The 17,556-nt window shown below is 71.4% G+C and carries 15 protein-coding genes; 5 read left to right on the forward strand and 10 right to left on the reverse strand.

What is annotated here, in order from left to right; all coding sequences use genetic code 11:
- Window positions 1-388: 388 nt before the first annotated feature.
- On the reverse strand, window positions 389-2,122 hold the full coding sequence (locus tag ACRX5S_RS01690) for a SpoIIE family protein phosphatase (RefSeq protein WP_436770852.1): 1,734 nt from the start codon (window positions 2,120-2,122) through the stop codon (window positions 389-391).
- A 432-nt stretch (window positions 2,123-2,554) separates the two neighbouring features.
- Between ACRX5S_RS01690 and ACRX5S_RS01695 the strand changes: the two genes are divergently transcribed.
- The 3 genes from ACRX5S_RS01695 to ACRX5S_RS01705 all read left to right on the forward strand — a co-directional run bounded on the left by ACRX5S_RS01695 (window position 2,555) and on the right by ACRX5S_RS01705 (window position 6,559).
- The gene (locus ACRX5S_RS01695; protein ID WP_436770853.1) at window positions 2,555-3,637 is read left to right on the forward strand and encodes a hypothetical protein; all 1,083 of its coding nucleotides are present in this window, start codon (window positions 2,555-2,557) and stop codon (window positions 3,635-3,637) included.
- Window positions 3,638-4,050: 413 nt separating this feature from the next.
- A complete protein-coding gene (locus ACRX5S_RS01700) occupies window positions 4,051-5,763 on the forward strand; it encodes an MFS transporter (protein WP_436770854.1) in 1,713 nt (570 codons plus the stop codon).
- A gap of 178 nt (window positions 5,764-5,941) precedes the next feature.
- Window positions 5,942-6,559, forward strand: coding sequence for an HAD family hydrolase (locus ACRX5S_RS01705; RefSeq protein WP_436770855.1), 618 nt, complete (start codon window positions 5,942-5,944; stop codon window positions 6,557-6,559).
- A gap of 123 nt (window positions 6,560-6,682) precedes the next feature.
- On the opposite strand, the gene ACRX5S_RS01710 is transcribed toward ACRX5S_RS01705, so the two are convergent.
- The gene (locus ACRX5S_RS01710) at window positions 6,683-7,330 is read right to left on the reverse strand and encodes a TetR/AcrR family transcriptional regulator (RefSeq protein WP_436770856.1); all 648 of its coding nucleotides are present in this window, start codon (window positions 7,328-7,330) and stop codon (window positions 6,683-6,685) included.
- A gap of 98 nt (window positions 7,331-7,428) precedes the next feature.
- On the opposite strand from ACRX5S_RS01710, the gene ACRX5S_RS01715 reads away from it, so the two are divergent.
- Complete coding sequence (locus ACRX5S_RS01715; protein WP_436770857.1) at window positions 7,429-8,358, forward strand: NADP-dependent oxidoreductase; 930 nt, start codon at window positions 7,429-7,431, stop codon at window positions 8,356-8,358.
- 104 nt (window positions 8,359-8,462) lie between these two features.
- Entirely contained in the window at window positions 8,463-10,013 is a 1,551-nt protein-coding gene (locus tag ACRX5S_RS01720) for an MFS transporter (RefSeq protein WP_436770858.1), read from the forward strand.
- 92 nt (window positions 10,014-10,105) lie between these two features.
- Here the strand turns inward: ACRX5S_RS01720 and ACRX5S_RS01725 are convergent, their stop codons facing one another.
- The 8 genes from ACRX5S_RS01725 to ACRX5S_RS01760 all read right to left on the reverse strand — a co-directional run bounded on the left by ACRX5S_RS01725 (window position 10,106) and on the right by ACRX5S_RS01760 (window position 17,485).
- Window positions 10,106-10,597: a carboxymuconolactone decarboxylase family protein gene (locus ACRX5S_RS01725; protein ID WP_436770859.1), complete on the reverse strand. Its 492-nt coding sequence runs from the start codon at window positions 10,595-10,597 to the stop codon at window positions 10,106-10,108.
- 607 nt (window positions 10,598-11,204) lie between these two features.
- Window positions 11,205-11,987 (reverse strand): NADPH-dependent FMN reductase, encoded by a 783-nt coding sequence (locus ACRX5S_RS01730; protein ID WP_436770860.1) that lies wholly within the window; start codon window positions 11,985-11,987, stop codon window positions 11,205-11,207.
- Between the two features lie 214 nt (window positions 11,988-12,201).
- On the reverse strand, window positions 12,202-13,302 hold the full coding sequence (locus ACRX5S_RS01735) for a VPS10 domain-containing protein (protein ID WP_436770861.1): 1,101 nt from the start codon (window positions 13,300-13,302) through the stop codon (window positions 12,202-12,204).
- 216 nt (window positions 13,303-13,518) lie between these two features.
- Window positions 13,519-14,040 (reverse strand): GtrA family protein, encoded by a 522-nt coding sequence (locus ACRX5S_RS01740; RefSeq protein ID WP_436770862.1) that lies wholly within the window; start codon window positions 14,038-14,040, stop codon window positions 13,519-13,521.
- 247 nt (window positions 14,041-14,287) lie between these two features.
- Window positions 14,288-15,034: an amino acid ABC transporter permease gene (locus tag ACRX5S_RS01745; RefSeq protein ID WP_436771140.1), complete on the reverse strand. Its 747-nt coding sequence runs from the start codon at window positions 15,032-15,034 to the stop codon at window positions 14,288-14,290.
- 137 nt (window positions 15,035-15,171) lie between these two features.
- Window positions 15,172-15,816: an amino acid ABC transporter permease gene (locus ACRX5S_RS01750; RefSeq protein ID WP_436770863.1), complete on the reverse strand. Its 645-nt coding sequence runs from the start codon at window positions 15,814-15,816 to the stop codon at window positions 15,172-15,174.
- Between the two features lie 17 nt (window positions 15,817-15,833).
- Complete coding sequence (locus ACRX5S_RS01755) at window positions 15,834-16,742, reverse strand: glutamate ABC transporter substrate-binding protein (RefSeq protein WP_436770864.1); 909 nt, start codon at window positions 16,740-16,742, stop codon at window positions 15,834-15,836.
- Window positions 16,743-16,756: 14 nt separating this feature from the next.
- Complete coding sequence (locus tag ACRX5S_RS01760) at window positions 16,757-17,485, reverse strand: amino acid ABC transporter ATP-binding protein (RefSeq protein ID WP_436771141.1); 729 nt, start codon at window positions 17,483-17,485, stop codon at window positions 16,757-16,759.
- Window positions 17,486-17,556: the final 71 nt, after the last annotated feature.

The following is a 17,556-nucleotide window of genomic DNA, read 5'->3' on the forward strand; positions in this document are numbered from 1 at the left end:
ACGCGGTCAGGCAACTCCCGCAGTCACACCTCACCCCGCTGCGCGCGGTCACCCCCGCGCCCGCCCGGCAGCCCTCAGCCCTCCCGCAGCCACCCTCACGCGGGCACGCCCCGCGCGCTCACCCCTCACCCCTCACACGGTGGCTGTCAAAACGCATCAAGCCCACCTCACGTGCTGACCCCCGCACGCGCTGCCCCCCGGACGCGCTCACCCCTCACCCCTCACACGGTCACCCTCACGCGCTGAGCCCCGCACGCACTGCCCCCGTACGCGCTGCCCCGCACGCGCTGGCCCCCTCACGCGCTGCCCCGCACGCGCTCACCCCACCCCCTCACCCCACACCCCCACACCCCTCACGCGGTCACGCTCACCCCCTCTCTCCTTTCCCTCACCCACCCTCCGGCCTTCTGCGACGTCGCGGGGGAAGCGGTCGGTCGGGGGGCCAGGCCTCCGGGCGGATTCTCGAAGCCATCAGGGCGATGTCGTCCTCGGCGCCGGAGCCGAGCTCGTCGAGGATCGTGTCCACGAGCAGGTCGAGGGACGCGTCTCGCGGGAGGCGGAGGGCGGTGAGGCGGGCCAGGGACGCGTCGATGTCCTCGCCGCGGCGTTCGACCAGTCCGTCGGTGTACAGCAGGAGTACCGGGCCCGGCCACGACGGGATCACCACCGACTCGTAGCCGCCGACCCCGGTGCCGAGCGGCGGGCCCGCCGGGACGTCCAGCAGGCGTACGCCCTGCTCCAGGATCGCCGCGGGCGGCAGGTGCCCCGCGTTGGCCACGGTGCACGCGCCCTGGGCCGGGTCGACGACGGCCAGCAGGCACGTGGCCGCCCGCTCGAACCCGGCCGCGGCGATCATCTCGTCCAGGCGGCCGAGGATGACGTGCGGCGGCAGATGGGCCGCCGCGAGCGCCCGCAGCATCGACCGGTAGTGGCTCATCGCCACGGCCGCGGCCACGCCGTGACCCATGACATCGCCCATCACCTGGAGCGTCCGCCCGCCCGGCAGCGCGATCGCGTCGAACCAGTCGCCGCCGACCAGCACCGACGCCCCGGCGGGCCGGTAGCGCGAGGCGATCTCGACGTCCGCGTGCGGGCCGCGCGGCTCGTTCAGCAGCGCCTGCTGGAGCTCCAGCGCGACCGCGTGCTCGTGCGTGTAGTGCACCGCGCTGTCGAGGGCGACCGCCGCGCGTCCCGCAAGCTCCTGTGCGGCCACGACGTCCTGGGCCGAGAACCCCGGTGAGTCGCCCGCCCGCAGCACCGTCAGCGTTCCGATCGCGTGGCCGCGCGCGGACAGCGGCACCAGCAGCCCGGAGTGCACCCCGGCGGCCAGGTAGGGACCGAGCCGCCCGACGTTCGGGGCGTTGCGGAGCATCGACTCCTGCGACGCGAAGTTGTCCATGACCGGCGCGCCCGAGGCCAGGCCCCGGTGCACGGCCGACCCCTCCTGGTAGTCGATGGGTCCGCCGGGCTGGTGCACGGCCTCCGCGACCGGCCGCAGGGCGGGCACGTACGCGAGTGCCGCACGGTGCATCCGCAGGGTCCCGTGCACGACCCCGCGTCCGATCTCGGCGTGTCCCTTGGGGAAGACGTCGACCGCGACCATGTCGCCCAGCAGCGGCAGCGCGAAGTCGGCCAGTTCGACGCACGTGGTGTCCATGTCGAGGGTCGTGCCGATCCGCTGCATGGCGGCGTCGAAGACCTCCAGGCGCTCCCGGGCCCGGATCAGCTCGTGGTGCTCGTGCTGCGTCTCGCTCACCTCGACGAGGACCGCCGCGATGCCCACGGGCCGGCCGCCGTGCTCCATGCGGTGGTAGACGCCGTACCAGTAGCGCGTCGGGTGCGGGGAGTCCGCGCGGGTCTGGCCGCTCGTGGTGATCTCGCGCGGGCGGCCGTCGCGCAGCAGGGCCCGCAGCTCGTCCTCGGCCGCGTCGAACCCGGGCAGCACGTCGGCGATCCGCCTGCCGATGTGGTCCTCCGCGGGGACGCCGTTCATGCGGGCCAGGGCGGCGTTGACGAAGGCGTACCGCAGATCGAGGTCCAGAACCCCCACTCCGGCCGCCGTCCCGTCGAGCAGGAGCGCCAGCATCTGCTCGTCGACCCACGGCTGCGCACCCGGTGTCACAGGCGTCCTCCCCGGGCGCGGCCGACTTGGGGACGGGCGCCCGGAGTCCATCGTGCGCCGTACGGCGCCGGGGCGCACGTGCTCCCACCCGGACGGGTGCACGCGCGCGTCCCGCCCGCGCCGCGGACGCCGACCCCGGCGACGGCCACCGGATAGAGTTGTGCACGGCGTCCATCCGGCGAACCAAGGCGTTCGCGGACCGGCGCGAAATGTGCCGCCGAGCTGCGTGGACGCTATTGTGCCCCGGGCCGGCCGCTCATGTGCCCACTCCGTCAGGTCCCCTGATTCGAGGTCAGATCCGTGTCCTTGGTGCTTCGCCGAACCCGCTCGGCAACGAGCGACCCAGAGACGGCGGCGGCCCGGTCCGGCGGAGGCGGCGAGGTGCCGCCCGCCGAGGTCCGGGAACCGCTCGGACGGCGGCACATTTGGACGATGACGTCGGCCGCGCTGGCCTGTGTGCTGGTCGCCGCGTACACCGGCATACGGATGCCCAACGCGTGGTCGGCGACCCTCCAGTCGGTGTCGTTCCAGGACGGGTTCCACCGCCGGTTCCTGGTAGGCACGCTGATGGATCCGATCGCCGACGCGGCCGGCTACCGGTACCGCATGTACGCGCTGCTCTCGTTCCTCATCCTGGCCGGCCTGCTGTCCGTGCTCGTGTACCAGACGGTCGTGACGCGGCTGCCCGCGCGGCGGTTCCTGATCCTGGCGTTCTTCCTGCTGCCCACCGGCGGTTACCTGTTCCACGAGGTCGGGTACTTCGACCAGGTCCTCTACCTGCTGCTCTTCGGCGCGCTGTGGATGCTGGGCAGGGGTTGGTGGATCCCCGCGTCGCTGACGATGGTCCTGGCGATGTGCGTGCACGAGCTGACCGCGCTGACGGTCCTGCCGCTGTTCTTCGTGGCCTGCCTGCGTACGCTGCCGCTGTCCCGGACGATCGTCGCCGCGGTTCCGGCGTGCGCCACCGGCCTGCTGATCCTGACCGCGAAGCCGACCTCGGCGGGCACCTCGCTGGCCTTGCAGCGCAAGCTGGAGGACGCGCACTTCCCGGTGCGGGGGGACGCGCTCGAACTGTTCTCGCGGACCCAGGAGGACAGTTGGAAGATGTACTCGCAGAAGGACGTCTTCCTCTATCTGCTGCCGCTCATCATCCTGATCGCCGTCGCGCTGGTGCTGTTCGCGCGGGCGGGGAACCGTCCCGCGAAGCTGCTGGTGATGTCGGTGCTGGCGGCGCTGGCCCCGGCCATGGCGACGCTCGCGGGGTGGGACCGGGAGCGCTGGGCGTTCCTGCTGCTGGTTAATTTCCTGATCATTCTTTGGTTCTGGTTCGGTGATTTCCAGGTCGGGCTGAAGTCCGTGCAGTTCGGCGTCGTGGTGGTGGCGCTGCTGCTGACCGTGCACGTGCCGCTGACGTACTTCGACGGCTTCTCGCCGCGGCCGCTGACGGGCGAGGCGATCGGCGACTTCTACCGGGACCTGACCTCCGGGGACTTCTTCGACACTCCGCGCCTGTAGCGCGCGGCGCCGAGGCCGGGTGAGAGCTGCGGCCCGGCGTACTAGAACGCGTTGCCGTTTTGCCGGGTCGTTTCAGCACGTCCGGGCGCGTGGGTGATCTTCCTTTTCCCGGCTCGAAACCGAGCCCGGCCGGGGTTCGCGGGCTGCGGTCAAAAGAGCAACAGGTTTCACTCAGCCCTGCGGTGACGGACGGTGTCCGCGCGATGGTTGACCTGGTCAATTGCCGCGCGCCAACCGCCGGTTCGGTCGCGTCCGCGGTCCCGGCGGCACTCTTCACATCGTGCGGCGCTGCTGTTACACAAGCCTCCCGTTGCGGAACCGGATGATCAGGTTCCGTCCCAAGGCCGTGTCGTCCCCTCGGTCTGCTTCGCCATGCCCACCCGTACAGCCACCGCCCGCTCGGGAGGAAAAGCGTGTCCGACAACACCGAGAAGCCGACTGGGAAGCCGGGGGAGGAGCCACCGGCCGAGACGCCGGGGGAGACCCCCGCCGCGTCCGGCTCGGCCGCCGCGCCCCCGCCCGAACCACCCGCCAAGACCGCGGTGGCGGACGACCCGTCCGGCGACGACGTCACCGGCCGCCTCGAAGGCGCCTCGAAGGCCCGCGTGTTCAGCGTGCTCGCGGTGATCGTGCTGTTCTCCGAGGTCGTGCCGCTCCAGTACTCGATGGTCTCCACCGCGGTGCAGAAGGTCGGCCAGGACTTCCCCACGGCCGGCGACAACGTGAGCTGGATGATCATCATCCTGGGCCTCGTCGGCGGCGCCACGACGCCCATCCTCGGCAAGCTCGCCGACCTGGTCGGCAAGAAGCTCGTGCTGTTCGCCAGCAGCATCGCCTTCCTCGCCGGCTCGCTGATCTGCGCGCTCACCGAGAGCTGGGCGATGTTCCTGGTCGGCCGCGGCCTCCAGGCCACCGCCTTCGCCATGGCCGCCATCGCGGCCGGGCTCATCCGCGACCTCATGCCGCGCAAGTACGTGCCGCTCGCGATCGGCGTCATCGCCACCGGCTTCGGCGTCTCCGCCCTCGCCTCGCCGTTCCTCACCGGCTGGCTGACCGACCACTGGAGCTGGCGCTCGATCTTCTGGTTCCTGACGATCTACATGCTGGTCCTCATCCCGATCTTCTGGATCGTGGTCCCCGAGACCAAGCTCAAGGTCAAGCAGAACCTGGACTGGCTGGGCTCGATCCTGGTCGGCGCGGGCGCGGCGCTCGCGCTGGTCTACCTGTCCAACGGGCAGCAGTGGGGCTGGGGCGAGTTCACCGCGTACATCTACCTGATCGGCGGCATCGCACTGCTGGTGGCCTTCTACTGGTGGGAGCTGCGCGCCCCCGAGCCGATCATGGACCCGAAGCTGCTGCGCACCCCGCGCGTCTCGATCGTGCTCGCCATCGGCCTGTTCTCCAACATGATCATCGGCGTGCAGGCGTACGCCGTCGCGTACATGGCGCAGATCGACAAGGAGGTCGTCGACAACGGCGTCGTCCAGGGCTTCGCGGCCCAGTCCGGAGCCTCCGCCGACACGCTGCGCCAGGTGCTCGTGTTCGACGGGGACCTCGGGTACGCGCTCGGCTTCAGCCTCATGGCGCTGGCCGTGCACATCACCGCGTGGCAGGCGATCCCGGGCATGTTCACCGGCCCGGCCGCCGGTGAGTGGGGCAAGCGGCGCGGCCTGCGCGAACCGTACATCTGGGCGATGACCCTGATGACCGCGACCATGGTCATGTACGCGCTGTGGCACGGAAGCTGGGTGCAGTTGCTGCTGATCAGCATCGTGTACGGCATCGCCTTCGGCATGTACTACGGCGCCGCGAACAACCTCATCGTCGAGGCGGTGCCGCAGGAGCAGCAGGGCATCGGGGCCAGCATGCTCGGCCTGACCCAGTCCTTCGGCAGCGCGGTGGGCACCGCGCTCCTCACCGCGATCGTGTCGGCGCACCCGTACCAGGTCACGGCGCCGTCGCCGACCGGCGGACCGCCGACGACCATCGACGTCACCCAGGTCTACACCGACGAGGGCTGGACGCTCGTCTTCTGGGCGATGGCCGCGGTCGGCCTCGTGAGCGTCGTCCTGGCGTTCGTCATGCGGGCCGGACGCACCCCCGCGACCGGCGGCACGCTGCACTGACGGCGGCTCGCAGAAGGGAGGGGACGGCACCGGGGCCGTCCCCTCCCTGTGCGTTCGAGCGTGTGTTTTCAGGTTCAGGTGGAAGGGCGGTCGGGGCGGACCTGCGGGCCTTCCCCGGGCCGCCCTTGCGCGGGCCGGGCCCGCGGGCTTTCCCGGGCGGCCCGCTATGGTGCCTGGAATGGGCGACTTGGTGGTGGGTTTCGACCTGGACATGACGCTGATCGACGGGCGCGTCGGCATCGGCGCGGCGTGGGCGGTCCTCGCGGAGGAGACCGGCGTGGCGATCGACGTCGACCTCGTGGTGTCGCGCCTCGGGCCGCCGCTGGAGCAGGAGATCGCCGTCTGGTTCCCCGCCGACCAGGTGGTGCCGCTGGCCGCACGCTACCGCGAGATCTACCCCGAACTGGCCGTGCCCGGCACGATCCTGCTGCCGGGCGCGCGCGAGGCCATCGCCGCGGTGCGCCGGCACGGCGGGCGGGTCATCGTCGTCACCGCGAAGGCGCGCGGCAATGCGGAGGTGCACGTACGGCACCTCGGCCTGGCCGTCGACGACGTGGTGGGCGGCCTGTGGAGCGACGGCAAGGCGACCGCCCTGCGCGAGCACGGAGCCTCGGTGTACGTCGGCGACCACCTCGGCGACATCGCGGGCGCCCGTGCGGCCGGGGCGGCGTCGGTCGCCGTGGCCACCGGGCCGATCGCTGCGGCGGACCTGCGCGCGGCCGGGGCGGACGTGGTCCTCGACGACCTCACCGGGTTCCCGGCCTGGCTGGACGCCTTCCAGGCGGCCGTCCGCTGACGGCTTCCGCGTGGCCACCGGTGTGGGGGCCGACGGGCGTACCGAACGAGCGCGGGCTCGGCTTGTGCCATCGCTCGTTCCATGGCTCGTTCCGCGGCTCGTTCTCTTGATGCCGCGCCGGCCTCAGGGCGCGTTCCACAGTTCGTCGTAGCGCGCGGCGCTGGGCGCGTGGCCGGGCAGCGGGAACTCGGCGTTGTCCGGGCGGGCCCGCAGGCCGTCCAGGACGAGCGCGACCAGGCGCTCACGAGCGTTCGGGTCCTCGGCTGTGGGCACCGGCGGGCGGCGCGAGAACTGCTCGATCACGAGGAACACGTCCACGGTCGTGGCGTCCGCGCGCAGCACGCCCGCGTCGTGGGCGCGCGCGACGACCAACTCGGCGAGTTCGTCCGAGCGGCGGCCCGCCTGCTCCATCTCGACGGTGAACCGCACGGTCCCGGCTATCGGTGCGAGCGACCCCGGGCCGAACGCGACGCAGTCCCGCACGTATCCGGCGAGCCCTTCCCACGGATCGCTTGCGGCCAATGCGGTACGCGCCGCCGCCGAGTACTGATCGGCGGCCAACACCGTGAGCTTCTGGAGCAGTTCCTCTTTGGTGCCGTAGCGCCGGTACAGAGTGGCGATGCCCACGCCCGCGCGCTCGGCGACCGCGGAGACGGGGGCGTCCGCGCCGAGGGTGGTGAAGACCTCGCGGGCCGCGGCCAGCAGCCGCAGGTCGTTGCGCGCCGCCTCGGCCTGCCGGCCACGCCTGCGCGGACGTTCGCTTGTGCTCATGGCCACCAGGATAGCCATTGCGGAGTGGATCGCTCCGTTATAGTTTATCGGAGCGATCCACTCCGTTATTCGTGCGCCCGCTCGAAAGGCAGACCGCCATGAAGGCAGCAGTCGTCACCACGTTCGGCGGACCCGAGGTCCTGCACCTCGCCGAGATCCCCACCCCGCACGCCGGACCCGGCCAGGTGCGCGTCAAGGTGCGGGCGGCGGGCGTGCTGCCCTTCGACGCGGGCCTGCGCGCCGGGCGGTTCCCACCCGCGATGACGCCCGGGTTCCCTGACAAGCCCGCCGTACCGGGCAACGAGTTCGCCGGGGTCGTCGACGAAGTCGGGGAGGGCGTCGAGGACTTCGCGCCCGGCGCCGAGGTCCTCGGCTTCGCGACCACCGGGGCGTACGCCGAGTTCATCGTCGTCTCCGCCGACCAACTCGCGGCCAAGCCCGCGGACATGCCCTGGGAGATCGCCGCCGCGCTGTCCGCCAACGGCCAGGGCGCGCACATGGCCCTCGACCAGCTCGCGGTCGGCCCCGGCGACGTCCTGCTGGTCAACGCGGCCGCCGGGGGCCTCGGGACCATCGCCGTGCAGCTCGCCAAGGCGCGCGGCGCGGCGACGGTGATCGGCACGGCGAGCGAGCGCAACCACGACTACCTCCGCTCGCTGGGAGCGGTTCCCGTCACATACGGCCCTGGCCTCGTGGACCGCGTGCGGGCCATCGCCCCGGACGGCATCGACGCCGCACTGGACGCGGCCGGCGCCGAGGCGCTGCGCGACTCCGTCGAACTGGCCAAGGACCGGAGCCGCGTCCTCACCATGATCTCCGACGACGACGCGCGCGAACTCGGCCTGCCGGAGTGGCGCGGCGTCCGCAGCGGCGAACTCCTCGCGGAACTGGCCAAGTTGTGGACCGCGGGGGTGTTCACCCTGCACATCCGCGGCACGTACGCGCTCGCCGACGCGGCGGACGCGCACCGCGAGATCGAGGGCGGCCACGGCCGCGGCAAGCTCGTCATCGCCGTCGACCTGCCCTGAGCCGCCACCGCCGGCCCGAACGGCGGCAGGTCTCGGCAACGCCCCGCGAACCGCACCTCGGCACGGGCCCCGACGGAACGCACGAAGAAGGGTGGTGGGCCGACGTGTTCGGTCGCAAGGCACACGAGGACAAAACCACACGCACCGACCGGCCGCGGCGCGGCACGGTGCTTCCCGACGGCGCCCCGGACCGGGCCCGAGGGCCGGACGCCGTCACACACAGCGGTCCCCGGCGCGGCTCGCCACCCGCAGGGGAGGTCCGTATCCGGGGACGCGATCTCTTCGCCGACCGACGGTTCCGGCTGCTGTTCCTGGCCCGCACGATCTCCGTCCTCGCGGCCGCCTTCGGGCCGGTGGCGCTGGCGTTCGGCGTGCTGGACCTGCCCGGGGCGAGTGCGACGACGCTTACCGTCGTCCTCACCTCCCAGACGGTGCCGCAGATCGCCCTGATGCTCTTCAGCGGGGTGGTCGCCGACCGGATATCCCGCACGCGGCTGATGATGACGGCCGAACTGGCCTCGGCCGCGGCGTTCTTCACCCTGGCCGCGATGTTCGTCACGGGCCACGCGCCGGTGCCGGGAGTGGCGCTGCTCGCCGCGGTCACCGGCATCGCCCTCGCGCTCTACTACCCGGCGCTGACCGGCGTGGTGCCCGAGGTCGTCCCGGACGAACACCTCCAGACCGCCAACGGCGTGCTCCGCCTCGGCGTCAACAGCGCGCGACTGCTCGGCATGGCCGCGGCGGGCGGCGCGGTGGCGCTGGTGGGGTCCGGATGGGCGCTGGCGGTCAACGGCGCCGGGTTCGTGATCTCGGCCGTCCTGCTCGCGGCGCTGCGCCTGCCGCCCGCGAGCTCGCGCGCCCGCACCTCGATGGTGAGCGATCTCCGGGAGGGCTGGCGGGAGTTCTCGTCCCGGCAGTGGCTGTGGGTGATCGTCCTCCAGTTCGCGTTCGTGATCGCCGCGATGCAGGCGGCGTTCGGAGTGCTCGGCCCGGTTGTCGCCAAGGCCGACCTGGGCGGTGCTCCGGCCTGGTCGATGATCCTCGCCGGACAGGGCCTGGGCACGCTCGCGGGCGTCTTCCTCGCCATCCGGATCCGCCCGCGGCGGCCCCTGATGGTCGCCACCGTGATGATCTTCGCGGTGACCCTGCCCATCTCGCTGCTGGGCATCGGCGCCCCGGTGTACGTCGTCGCCCTCGGCGCCTTCGTCACCGGAGCCGCCTTCGACGTCTTCGGCGTGATGTGGGAGACCACGATGCAGCGGGAGATCCCGCGCGAGGCGCTGTCGCGGGTCGCGGCGTACGACGGGCTCGGCTCCTTCATGTTCGGCCCCCTGGGACTCATCGCCGCGGCGCCCCTCGCGGACGCAGTCGGCCCGCATACCGCACTCCTGTTCTGCGCGGCACTGATCGCCGTCGTGACCGCGGGCGCGCTGGCGGCACCCGAGGTCCGGAACCTGCGGGTCCCGGCGGCGGGACATCCCACGACCGGGACCGCGGTCGTCACCTCCGGAGCTTCCGGAGCGCCCCGTGCCCCCGGAGCCTCTGGAACTTCCGGTGCCTCCGGCGCCTCAGGAGCCTCCGGAGCGCCCAGTGCCCCCGGAGCCGATGCGGCGGATGCCCGGCCGGTCGGCGGTCACGAACCGATTGCCACGTAAGGCCCAACGCCGCATGTGCGGGCCTTGGCCCGGTCGTCGATCCGGTCCGCGGTTCCCGTACGGTGCACGACGCTCAATCGCATCCGGAAGGGTCAGGACGGCTTGGGAGCCGACGTCGCTCCCGGAGCCGCCAACCCTGGCGCTTCCGGTTGGAGCCGGGCTGTGACGGCGATGCGGTTCAGCGCGTTCGTGACCGCGACAGTCAGGATCAGGTTGCCCAACTGCTGCGGGCCGAAGTGTCGTTCGGCCTCGGCATAGACGTCGTCCGGAACGCCCTCGGGCCCGAGGTGCGTCACGGCCTCGGCGAGGGCGAGCCCGGCACGCTGCGACGGGGAGAACAGCGGGGATTCGCGCCAGCCCGCCAACTGGTGCAGGCGCTGCGGGGTCTCGCCGAGGCGCAGCGCCTCGCGCGAGTGGTGTTCCAGGTGCAGGGCGCAGCCGTTCATTTGCGAGGTCCGCAGTTTGACCAGCTCGCGCAGCCGGTCGTCCACCAGCCCGTCGCGGCGGATCAGGCTGTCCAGCCGCGCCAGCGCCTGGTACCCCCCGGAGGCGGCCGCCGGAAGGTCGATGCGCTGACGGTACACAGGGGCTCCTTGCGGCGGATGTGCCGCGGCCGTCGACGTGACGGAAAGCCGACGGCCGCGGCGGGACGTGCGGGCGCATGTCCGGCGGAGGGCACCGGACGTGCGCCCGACGGGCACGAACACCGGATGGGAGGCGCTGCGGGCATGTCTTCGCCCCCGCCGCCGGATCCGCGAACCACGCGGCTGCACGTACGCGCGCGCATGCTCGCTGGCGGCGTCGCGCACGGGTGCGCGCCGAGCGGGCCCGGCGCGAACGCACCACGGCCCCGCGGACGGACTGGCCGACGGGAGGGTGAAGACATGCCCAGGGGACGTGCACCCCCCGGCCGGTGTTCGGCGCTCGGGGTTTGGTCTTGGGCGTTCGGTGTCGGACGTTCAGTGTCGGACATTGGGTGGCGGACGTTGGTCTCGGATGCTCGGTGTCGGACGCTCGGGGCCAGACGCTCGGGCTCGGGGGGTACTTGGTTGGGACGCCGGGATCGGCGTTGTTCAGCGGAGGTCGCTCGGTCGAGGACGTTCGTTCCAGGCCGTCGCACCCAAAGCGCTCGGCCGAAGTCGCTCCGTCCATGCGTCGGAGATTCGGAGCCCCGCCCGCAGTGCGCCCGACTCAGGCGGCGTAAGGTCGCCGTTCGCGGCCGCGTCGCAGCGTGACGGCCCACCAGGCGAGTTGGTCGAGCATCGCCTGCGCGGCCTCCTCGCATTCTGCGGGCTGCCGTGAGGAGCCGTCCTCGTCGAACAGCTCCCAGGCGTACGGCAGGGTCACCTGCTCCCGCACCGGAACCGCGTGCACACCGGCGAACAGCGGGCGCAGCCGCTCGACCGCGAACCCGCCCGCGTCGGTGCGGCCGTAGGACACGAACCCCACCGGCTTCGCCTGCCACGGTCGCCCGTGCCGGTCCACGAGCCGCCGCACCGCCGACGCGTGGTGGCATTCGGGTGTCACCACCACGTATGCGTCGGCGGCGTCGAGGCGCCGCCGCACGGTGAACGCGGACGAGGCGGTCTGTGCAAGGTCGTTCTGTACGAGGTAGTTCTCTGCGGGGTCGTGCTGGGCGAGGCCATGTGGTCCGAGGTCACGCGGTCCGAGGTCACGCGGTCCGGGGTCCTGCCGTGCCGGGTCGTGCCGAGCGGGGTCGTGCGGCTCGTGCTCCGCCGGGCCGTCGAGCCCGAAGGGCAGGTCGACCTCGGCGAGGTCGATCACGTCGATGTCCAACTCGTCGCGTCGCTCCACCTGACCGATGAACCAGTCGGCGACGACGCTGCCGTACCTGCCCTCGCGCACCCCGCCGATGATGACGGCCAACCGGAAAATCTCGACCCCGACCTCGTGGCGGCGGTCGGTCCCCGGCATCGCGCTGCTGCCCATCAGGTTGTCTCCCAGGAATGGCATTGGTCTTCCGCCACTCCACAATCGGGCACCCAGAGGCCCCGAACAACGCCGAAGCTCGTAACGAGCGTTAAGCGCCGCTAAGCAATGCTGCACTGGTCAGGCACCGGTCAGGCATCGGTACGAGCGTTAACACCGCTAAGCAATGCCGCACTGGTCAGGCACCGGTCAGATACAGGTCAGGCATCAGTCAGGGGGACATTCCGGAGCGGCCCCGTCACGCTGCCGGGACCACCGCAGCGCGCACGCACAGCACATCGGGGAGATGCTCGGCGACGCGTTGCCACTGCATCCCACCCTCGCGCCCGACATAGACCTCGCCCGACCGGGTACCGAAGTAGACGTTGGGCTCGGGGGAGTCGTCGACGCACAGCGCGTCCCGCATCACGCCGGTCCAGAAGCCCTCGTCGGGAAGGCCGTTGTCGAGGCCCGTCCAACTGTGACCGGCGTCGTCGCTGCGGTAGATGCGGCAGTGCCCGTCGGGTGGGAAGCGCATCCCGTCGGCCACCAGCGGGAACGCGTACACCGTGTCGGGTCGGTCGGGGTGCACGGCGATCGGGAACCCGAAGTCGCTCGGCAGCCCGTCCGCGATCGACTGCCAGCTCGCCCCGCCGTCGTCGCTGCGGTAGACGCCGTGGTGGTTCTGGAGGAACAGGCGGTCCGGGTGCTCGGGATGCCGCGCCACCTTGTGCACGCACTGCCCGAACTCCGGGTACTGGTCGGGCAAAAAGTACGCGTGGATCCCGGTGTTGGACGCCTCCCACGACGCGCCGTCGTCGCGCGTGCGGTACACACCGCCGGTCGACATCGCCACCGTCATGTCCCCGGGCTCGGTGGGATGCGGAAGCACGGTGTGGATCGCCATGCCGCCGAACCCCGGCGTCCAGTGCGGCCGGTGCGGGTGGTCCCACAGCCCGCGCACCAGGGACCACGACCGGCCGCCGTCCTCGGAGCGGAACAGTGCGGACGGTTCGACCCCCGCATACACGGTGTCGGGGGACCCGGGCGCGCCCGGCTGCAACTGCCAGACCCGCTCGACCGACGCATCGGTGTCCTTGGGGAACGCGATCGCCCCCTCGCTCGGCGCACCCCACGTGGCGCCGAAGTCGTCGGTCGCCGCGACCGCGGGCCCGAAGTGCTCGCTGGTGACGCCCGCGAGCAGCCGCGGGGCCGGGCCGCGCTGGTCGATCAGCACCGAGTAGACGCCGGTCATCGGGTGGTGCGGCCCGGTGAAGTCCCAGGCCTGGCCGCCGTCTTCGGAACGGCCGAGCCACAGGCCCTTGCGGGTGCCCACGGCGAGGACGATGGGGTCGGTCATGGCCGCCTCCTGGTACGGGGTCGGGGTCCGGCTACGTCTCAGACGCTACGCCGCGCCACAGGCCCGAGCGAGGAATCCCAGCCGGATTCGATCGAACGAGTGAACGAATCCGAAAAGCGGACTTGTGTTCGAGAAAAGCGCCCGACCACACGTCCGGTCCACACCCCGTCCAGACGCCTCGGGGCCCTCCCGGCCGGAGGCCCCGGGGACCGCCCGTCAGGCCGCGACCACGACCGCCCCGCGGTCCAGCGCCACCGCCGGAGCGAGCGCCAGCTTCTCGGCCGGACGCGAGTCCGCGGCCTTGCGGCGCCCGGCGGCGAAGACGTACACCCGCAGCACCGCGAAGCGGCCTATGCCGGCGAGGCCGGACGCGGTGAGGTAGACGGCCTGCTCGGTCATGACGTTCGGGTGGGCGGCCACCGCGTGCAGGACGACCATCGCCGTCGTCGTGAACAGGTAGCTCACCACGACCGTCCCGGTCGACTTGGCGTGCATGCGCCAGCCGGTCCGGCCGCTGCGGAAGGTCAGGCGGGCGTGCAGCTCGTTCGCGACGACCGTGGACGCCACGGTCACCAGCGCGTTGGCGGCGGCCAGCGACATGTGCTGAGCGAGCACCAGCAGGACGGCGCTCGCGGCCAGGCCCGTGCCGCCCCCGAAGACGACGAACCGAATGAAGGAGGCCACCGGCCCGTCGCCACGGGTCGCGGCGCCGGCGGCGGTGCTCGCGGTGTTCTTCACAAGTGTCTCCTTCGCCCCCGGGCGGCCCTTCGCCCCTCTGCCTTCCTGCACTCACGACTCTAGGATTCATATAGGAAGGGTTCGTTCCTCAATGCTTCCCGGTGCCGTCCCTTCTTTCGACCGGTTTTCCGGGCCGGACTCATCGCTCGCCACAACAAAATCCCCGGCCGGGTCAGTCCCGGCCGGGGATGTGGTCCGCAGCACACCTGACGCCGCCTCAGACGGCTTCGGAACGCGGGCAGTCCGCTCAGGCGGCCTTCTTGCTCCGCCGCCCCCGCCGCTCGATCCACTTCGCGAGGCCGGACAGCGCCATACACATCCCGATGTAGACCGGCGCGATCACCATCACCACCGGGATGAACGGCAGGCTGTAGTCCAGGTTGGTGGCGATCTGCTTGCCCGCGTACAGGAACTCCTCGTACGAGATCAGGAAGCCCAGCGACGTGTCCTTGAGCGCCACCACCAGCTGGCTGATGATGGCCGGCAGCATCGTGCGCACGCCCTGCGGGATCAGCACGTACGACATCACCTGCGTCTTGCGCATGCCCAGCGCGTACGCCGCCTCGGCCTGTCCGCGCGGGACCGCGTGCACGCCAGCCCGGAACACCTCCGCCAGCACGGAGCCGTTGTACAGCGTCAGGCCCGCGATCAGCGCGATCCTCGGCTCCGTCTTCAGCGCGATGAAGATGAAGAAGATCATCACCAGCACCGGCATGGCCCGGAAGAACTCCACGACCAGCGTCGAGAACCACCGCACGACCCGGTGGTCCGACAGTCGCCCGGCCGCGAACACCGCGCCGAACACCAGCGACAGCACCGCCGCCCAAGCGAACGCCCGCAGCGTGTTGCCGAGGCCGCGCAGCAGCAGCTCCTGGATGCCCTTGTACGTGAAGGCGTTCCACTTCTCGGCGGTGAACTGCTCGGTGTCGAACAGCTTGTAGACCACCCACCCGAGGAGGCCGGCCAGCACCAGTGACGCCGCGATCCCGTACATGCGGTGTCGCGCAAGAGCTTTGGGCCCCGGCTCGTCGTACAGGGCCGAACTCTCCGCGACCCCGCGGCGCCGCACGCGCCGCCCGCTCTTTTTCCGGTCCTCAGCGACCGGGCCCGTCTGGCTCACCTGGCCGCCGTTCACCGGGCCACCTTCCAGTGCTTCTCCATGAGGCCGAAGGCCGCGCTGATCGACAGCGTGATGACCAGGTAGCCGACCGCGATCCACACGAAGGTCCACACGATGCTGAAGCCGAGTTCGTTGAGGGTGCGGTACGTGCCGAGCAGTTCGACCACACTGAACGACCCGGCGATCGCCGAGTTCTTCGCCAGCGCGATCAGCGTGCTGCCGATCGGCGGGATCACCGACCGGAACGCCTGCGGCAGCACGATCAGGCCCAGCGTCTGGCCGAACGTCATGCCCAGGCTGCGCGCCGCCTCGCCCTGTCCGGCCGGCACGGTGTTGATGCCCGACCGCACCGCCTCGCAGATGAACGCCGACGTGTAGCAGCCGAGCGCGAGCACCGCGAACACGAAGAACGGCATGACGACGCCGAAGCGCGGCAGGCCCAGCACCACCGCGAAGAACAGCAGCGTCAGCGGCGTGTTGCGCAGCACGTTCACCCACACCGCGCCGAACACCCGCATGGGGGCGACGGGGGAGACCCGGCACGCCGCGACCAGCACACCCAGCACCAGCGCGAGCGCCGACGCGACGGCGGTCAGTTTGAGCGTTCCGAGAAACCCTTCCCAGTACGTGTCCCAGTTGTCGAAGAGGACGTTCATCGTCGGCAGCCCCTGCGCTAGTACCGGTCGATCGGCGGCGGCGTGGGCGCGGGGACCCCGGACAGGCCGAGGGTCGCGTCGTACGCCCGCTTCCAGTCGCCGTTCGCCTGGTGCTTCTCGATCGCGTCGTCGACCGCGAGCCGGAACGCCCGGTCGCCGCGCGGTACGCCGATTCCGTACGGCTCCTGCGAGAACGGCTGCCCCGCCAGCTTCAACTGGTCCGGCACCTTCGCCGCGTAGCCCATGAGGATCGTGTCGTCGGTGCTGACCGCGTCCACCTGGAGGCTGATCAGGTTGTCGACGCACACCGAGTAGCTGTCGTAGCCGATCAGCTTGACCTTCGGATAATCCTTCTGGAGCCGCTGGTACGGCGTCGAACCGGCCGCCGAGCAGACCTTCTTGCCGTCCAGGTCCTGCGGCCCGTTGATGCCGTCCTCGTCCTTGCGGACCAGGAGCGACTGCCCGGCCATGTAGTACGGCCCCGCGAACCCGACCGACTTCTTGCGGTTGTCGTTGATCGTGTACGTGCCCGCGTAGTAGTCGACCTGGCCGTTCTGGATCGCGGTCTCGCGGTTGGCGGACGCGATCGACTTGAACTCGATGCGGTCCACGCCGAAGCCCAGGTCGGCGGCGATCATCTTGGCGATCTCGATGTCGAACCCGGAGTAGTACCCGGTCGCCGGGTCCTGCTGCGCGACGTAGGGCTGGTCGGCCTTCGTTCCGACGATGAGCCGGCCGCGCTCCTTGGCGTTGCGCCACGTCGGCGAATCCGGCACGTTCGCCGCCTCGTTGACCTGGTACGTCGGCAGGGCGCCCTGGTCCGGGCCCTTCGGCGGCGGGGTGCCCTCCTTGCCGCAGGCCGGCACCGCGAGCAGGACCGCGGCGGCCAGCAGGGCGAGCGCGGGCGTGCGTGAGCTGTTGCGCATGTCCCTCCCGCCCCTCAGTGGTGGAGGATCTTGGAGAGGAAGTCGCGGGCCCGGTCGCTCCGCGGCGACTCGAAGAACTCCAGCGGAGGCCGCACCTCGACGATCTGCCCGTCGGCCATGAACACCACGCGGTTGGCCGCCGAGCGGGCGAACCCCATTTCGTGGGTGACCACGATCATCGTCATGCCGTCCGCCGCGAGCGACCGCATCACTTCGAGCACTTCGTTGATCATCTCGGGGTCGAGCGCGGACGTCGGCTCGTCGAACAGCATGACCTTCGGGTCCATGGCCAGTGACCGCGCGATCGCCACGCGCTGCTGCTGGCCGCCCGACAACTGCGCCGGGAACTTGTTCGCCTGGTCGGCGAGTCCGACGCGGTCGAGCAGGTCACGCGCGCGCTTCTCGGCCTCGGCCTTGCCGCGCTTGCGCACCTTGATCGGCCCGAGCGTCACGTTGTCCAGCACCGACTTGTGCGCGAACAGGTTGAACGACTGGAAGACCATGCCCACTTCGGCGCGCAGCTTCGCCAGCGCGCGGCCCTCCTCGGGCAGCGGGCTCCCGTCCAGCGTGATGGTGCCGGACTCGATGCTCTCCAGCCGGTTGATGGTCCGGCACAGCGTCGACTTGCCCGACCCGGACGGGCCGATGAGCACGACGACCTCGTTGCGGTCCACGGTCAGGTCGATGTCGCGCAGCACGTGCAGGGACCCGAAATGCTTGTTGACGCCCTTGAGGACGACCAGCGGCTCGTCCGAGGCGGGGGACGGGCCGGGTGGCGTCTGGGCGGTTGGCGCGTCGGTCACACCGGCAACCC

The sequence above is a fragment of the Yinghuangia sp. YIM S09857 genome (genome assembly GCF_051388915.1).
Lineage (GTDB): Bacteria > Actinomycetota > Actinomycetes > Streptomycetales > Streptomycetaceae > Yinghuangia.

Coding starts and splice junctions, on each gene's coding strand:
- ACRX5S_RS01695 (WP_436770853.1), top strand. CDS start 2,555: ATGACGTCGGCCGCGCTGGCCTGTGTGCTGGTCGCCGCGTACACCGGC.
- ACRX5S_RS01705 (WP_436770855.1), top strand. CDS start 5,942: ATGGGCGACTTGGTGGTGGGTTTCGACCTGGACATGACGCTGATCGAC.
- ACRX5S_RS01710 (WP_436770856.1), bottom strand. CDS start 7,330: ATGAGCACAAGCGAACGTCCGCGCAGGCGTGGCCGGCAGGCCGAGGCG.
- ACRX5S_RS01715 (WP_436770857.1), top strand. CDS start 7,429: ATGAAGGCAGCAGTCGTCACCACGTTCGGCGGACCCGAGGTCCTGCAC.
- ACRX5S_RS01730 (WP_436770860.1), bottom strand. CDS start 11,987: ATGCCATTCCTGGGAGACAACCTGATGGGCAGCAGCGCGATGCCGGGG.
- ACRX5S_RS01735 (WP_436770861.1), bottom strand. CDS start 13,302: ATGACCGACCCCATCGTCCTCGCCGTGGGCACCCGCAAGGGCCTGTGG.
- ACRX5S_RS01745 (WP_436771140.1), bottom strand. CDS start 15,034: ATGTACGGGATCGCGGCGTCACTGGTGCTGGCCGGCCTCCTCGGGTGG.
- ACRX5S_RS01750 (WP_436770863.1), bottom strand. CDS start 15,816: ATGAACGTCCTCTTCGACAACTGGGACACGTACTGGGAAGGGTTTCTC.
- ACRX5S_RS01755 (WP_436770864.1), bottom strand. CDS start 16,742: ATGCGCAACAGCTCACGCACGCCCGCGCTCGCCCTGCTGGCCGCCGCG.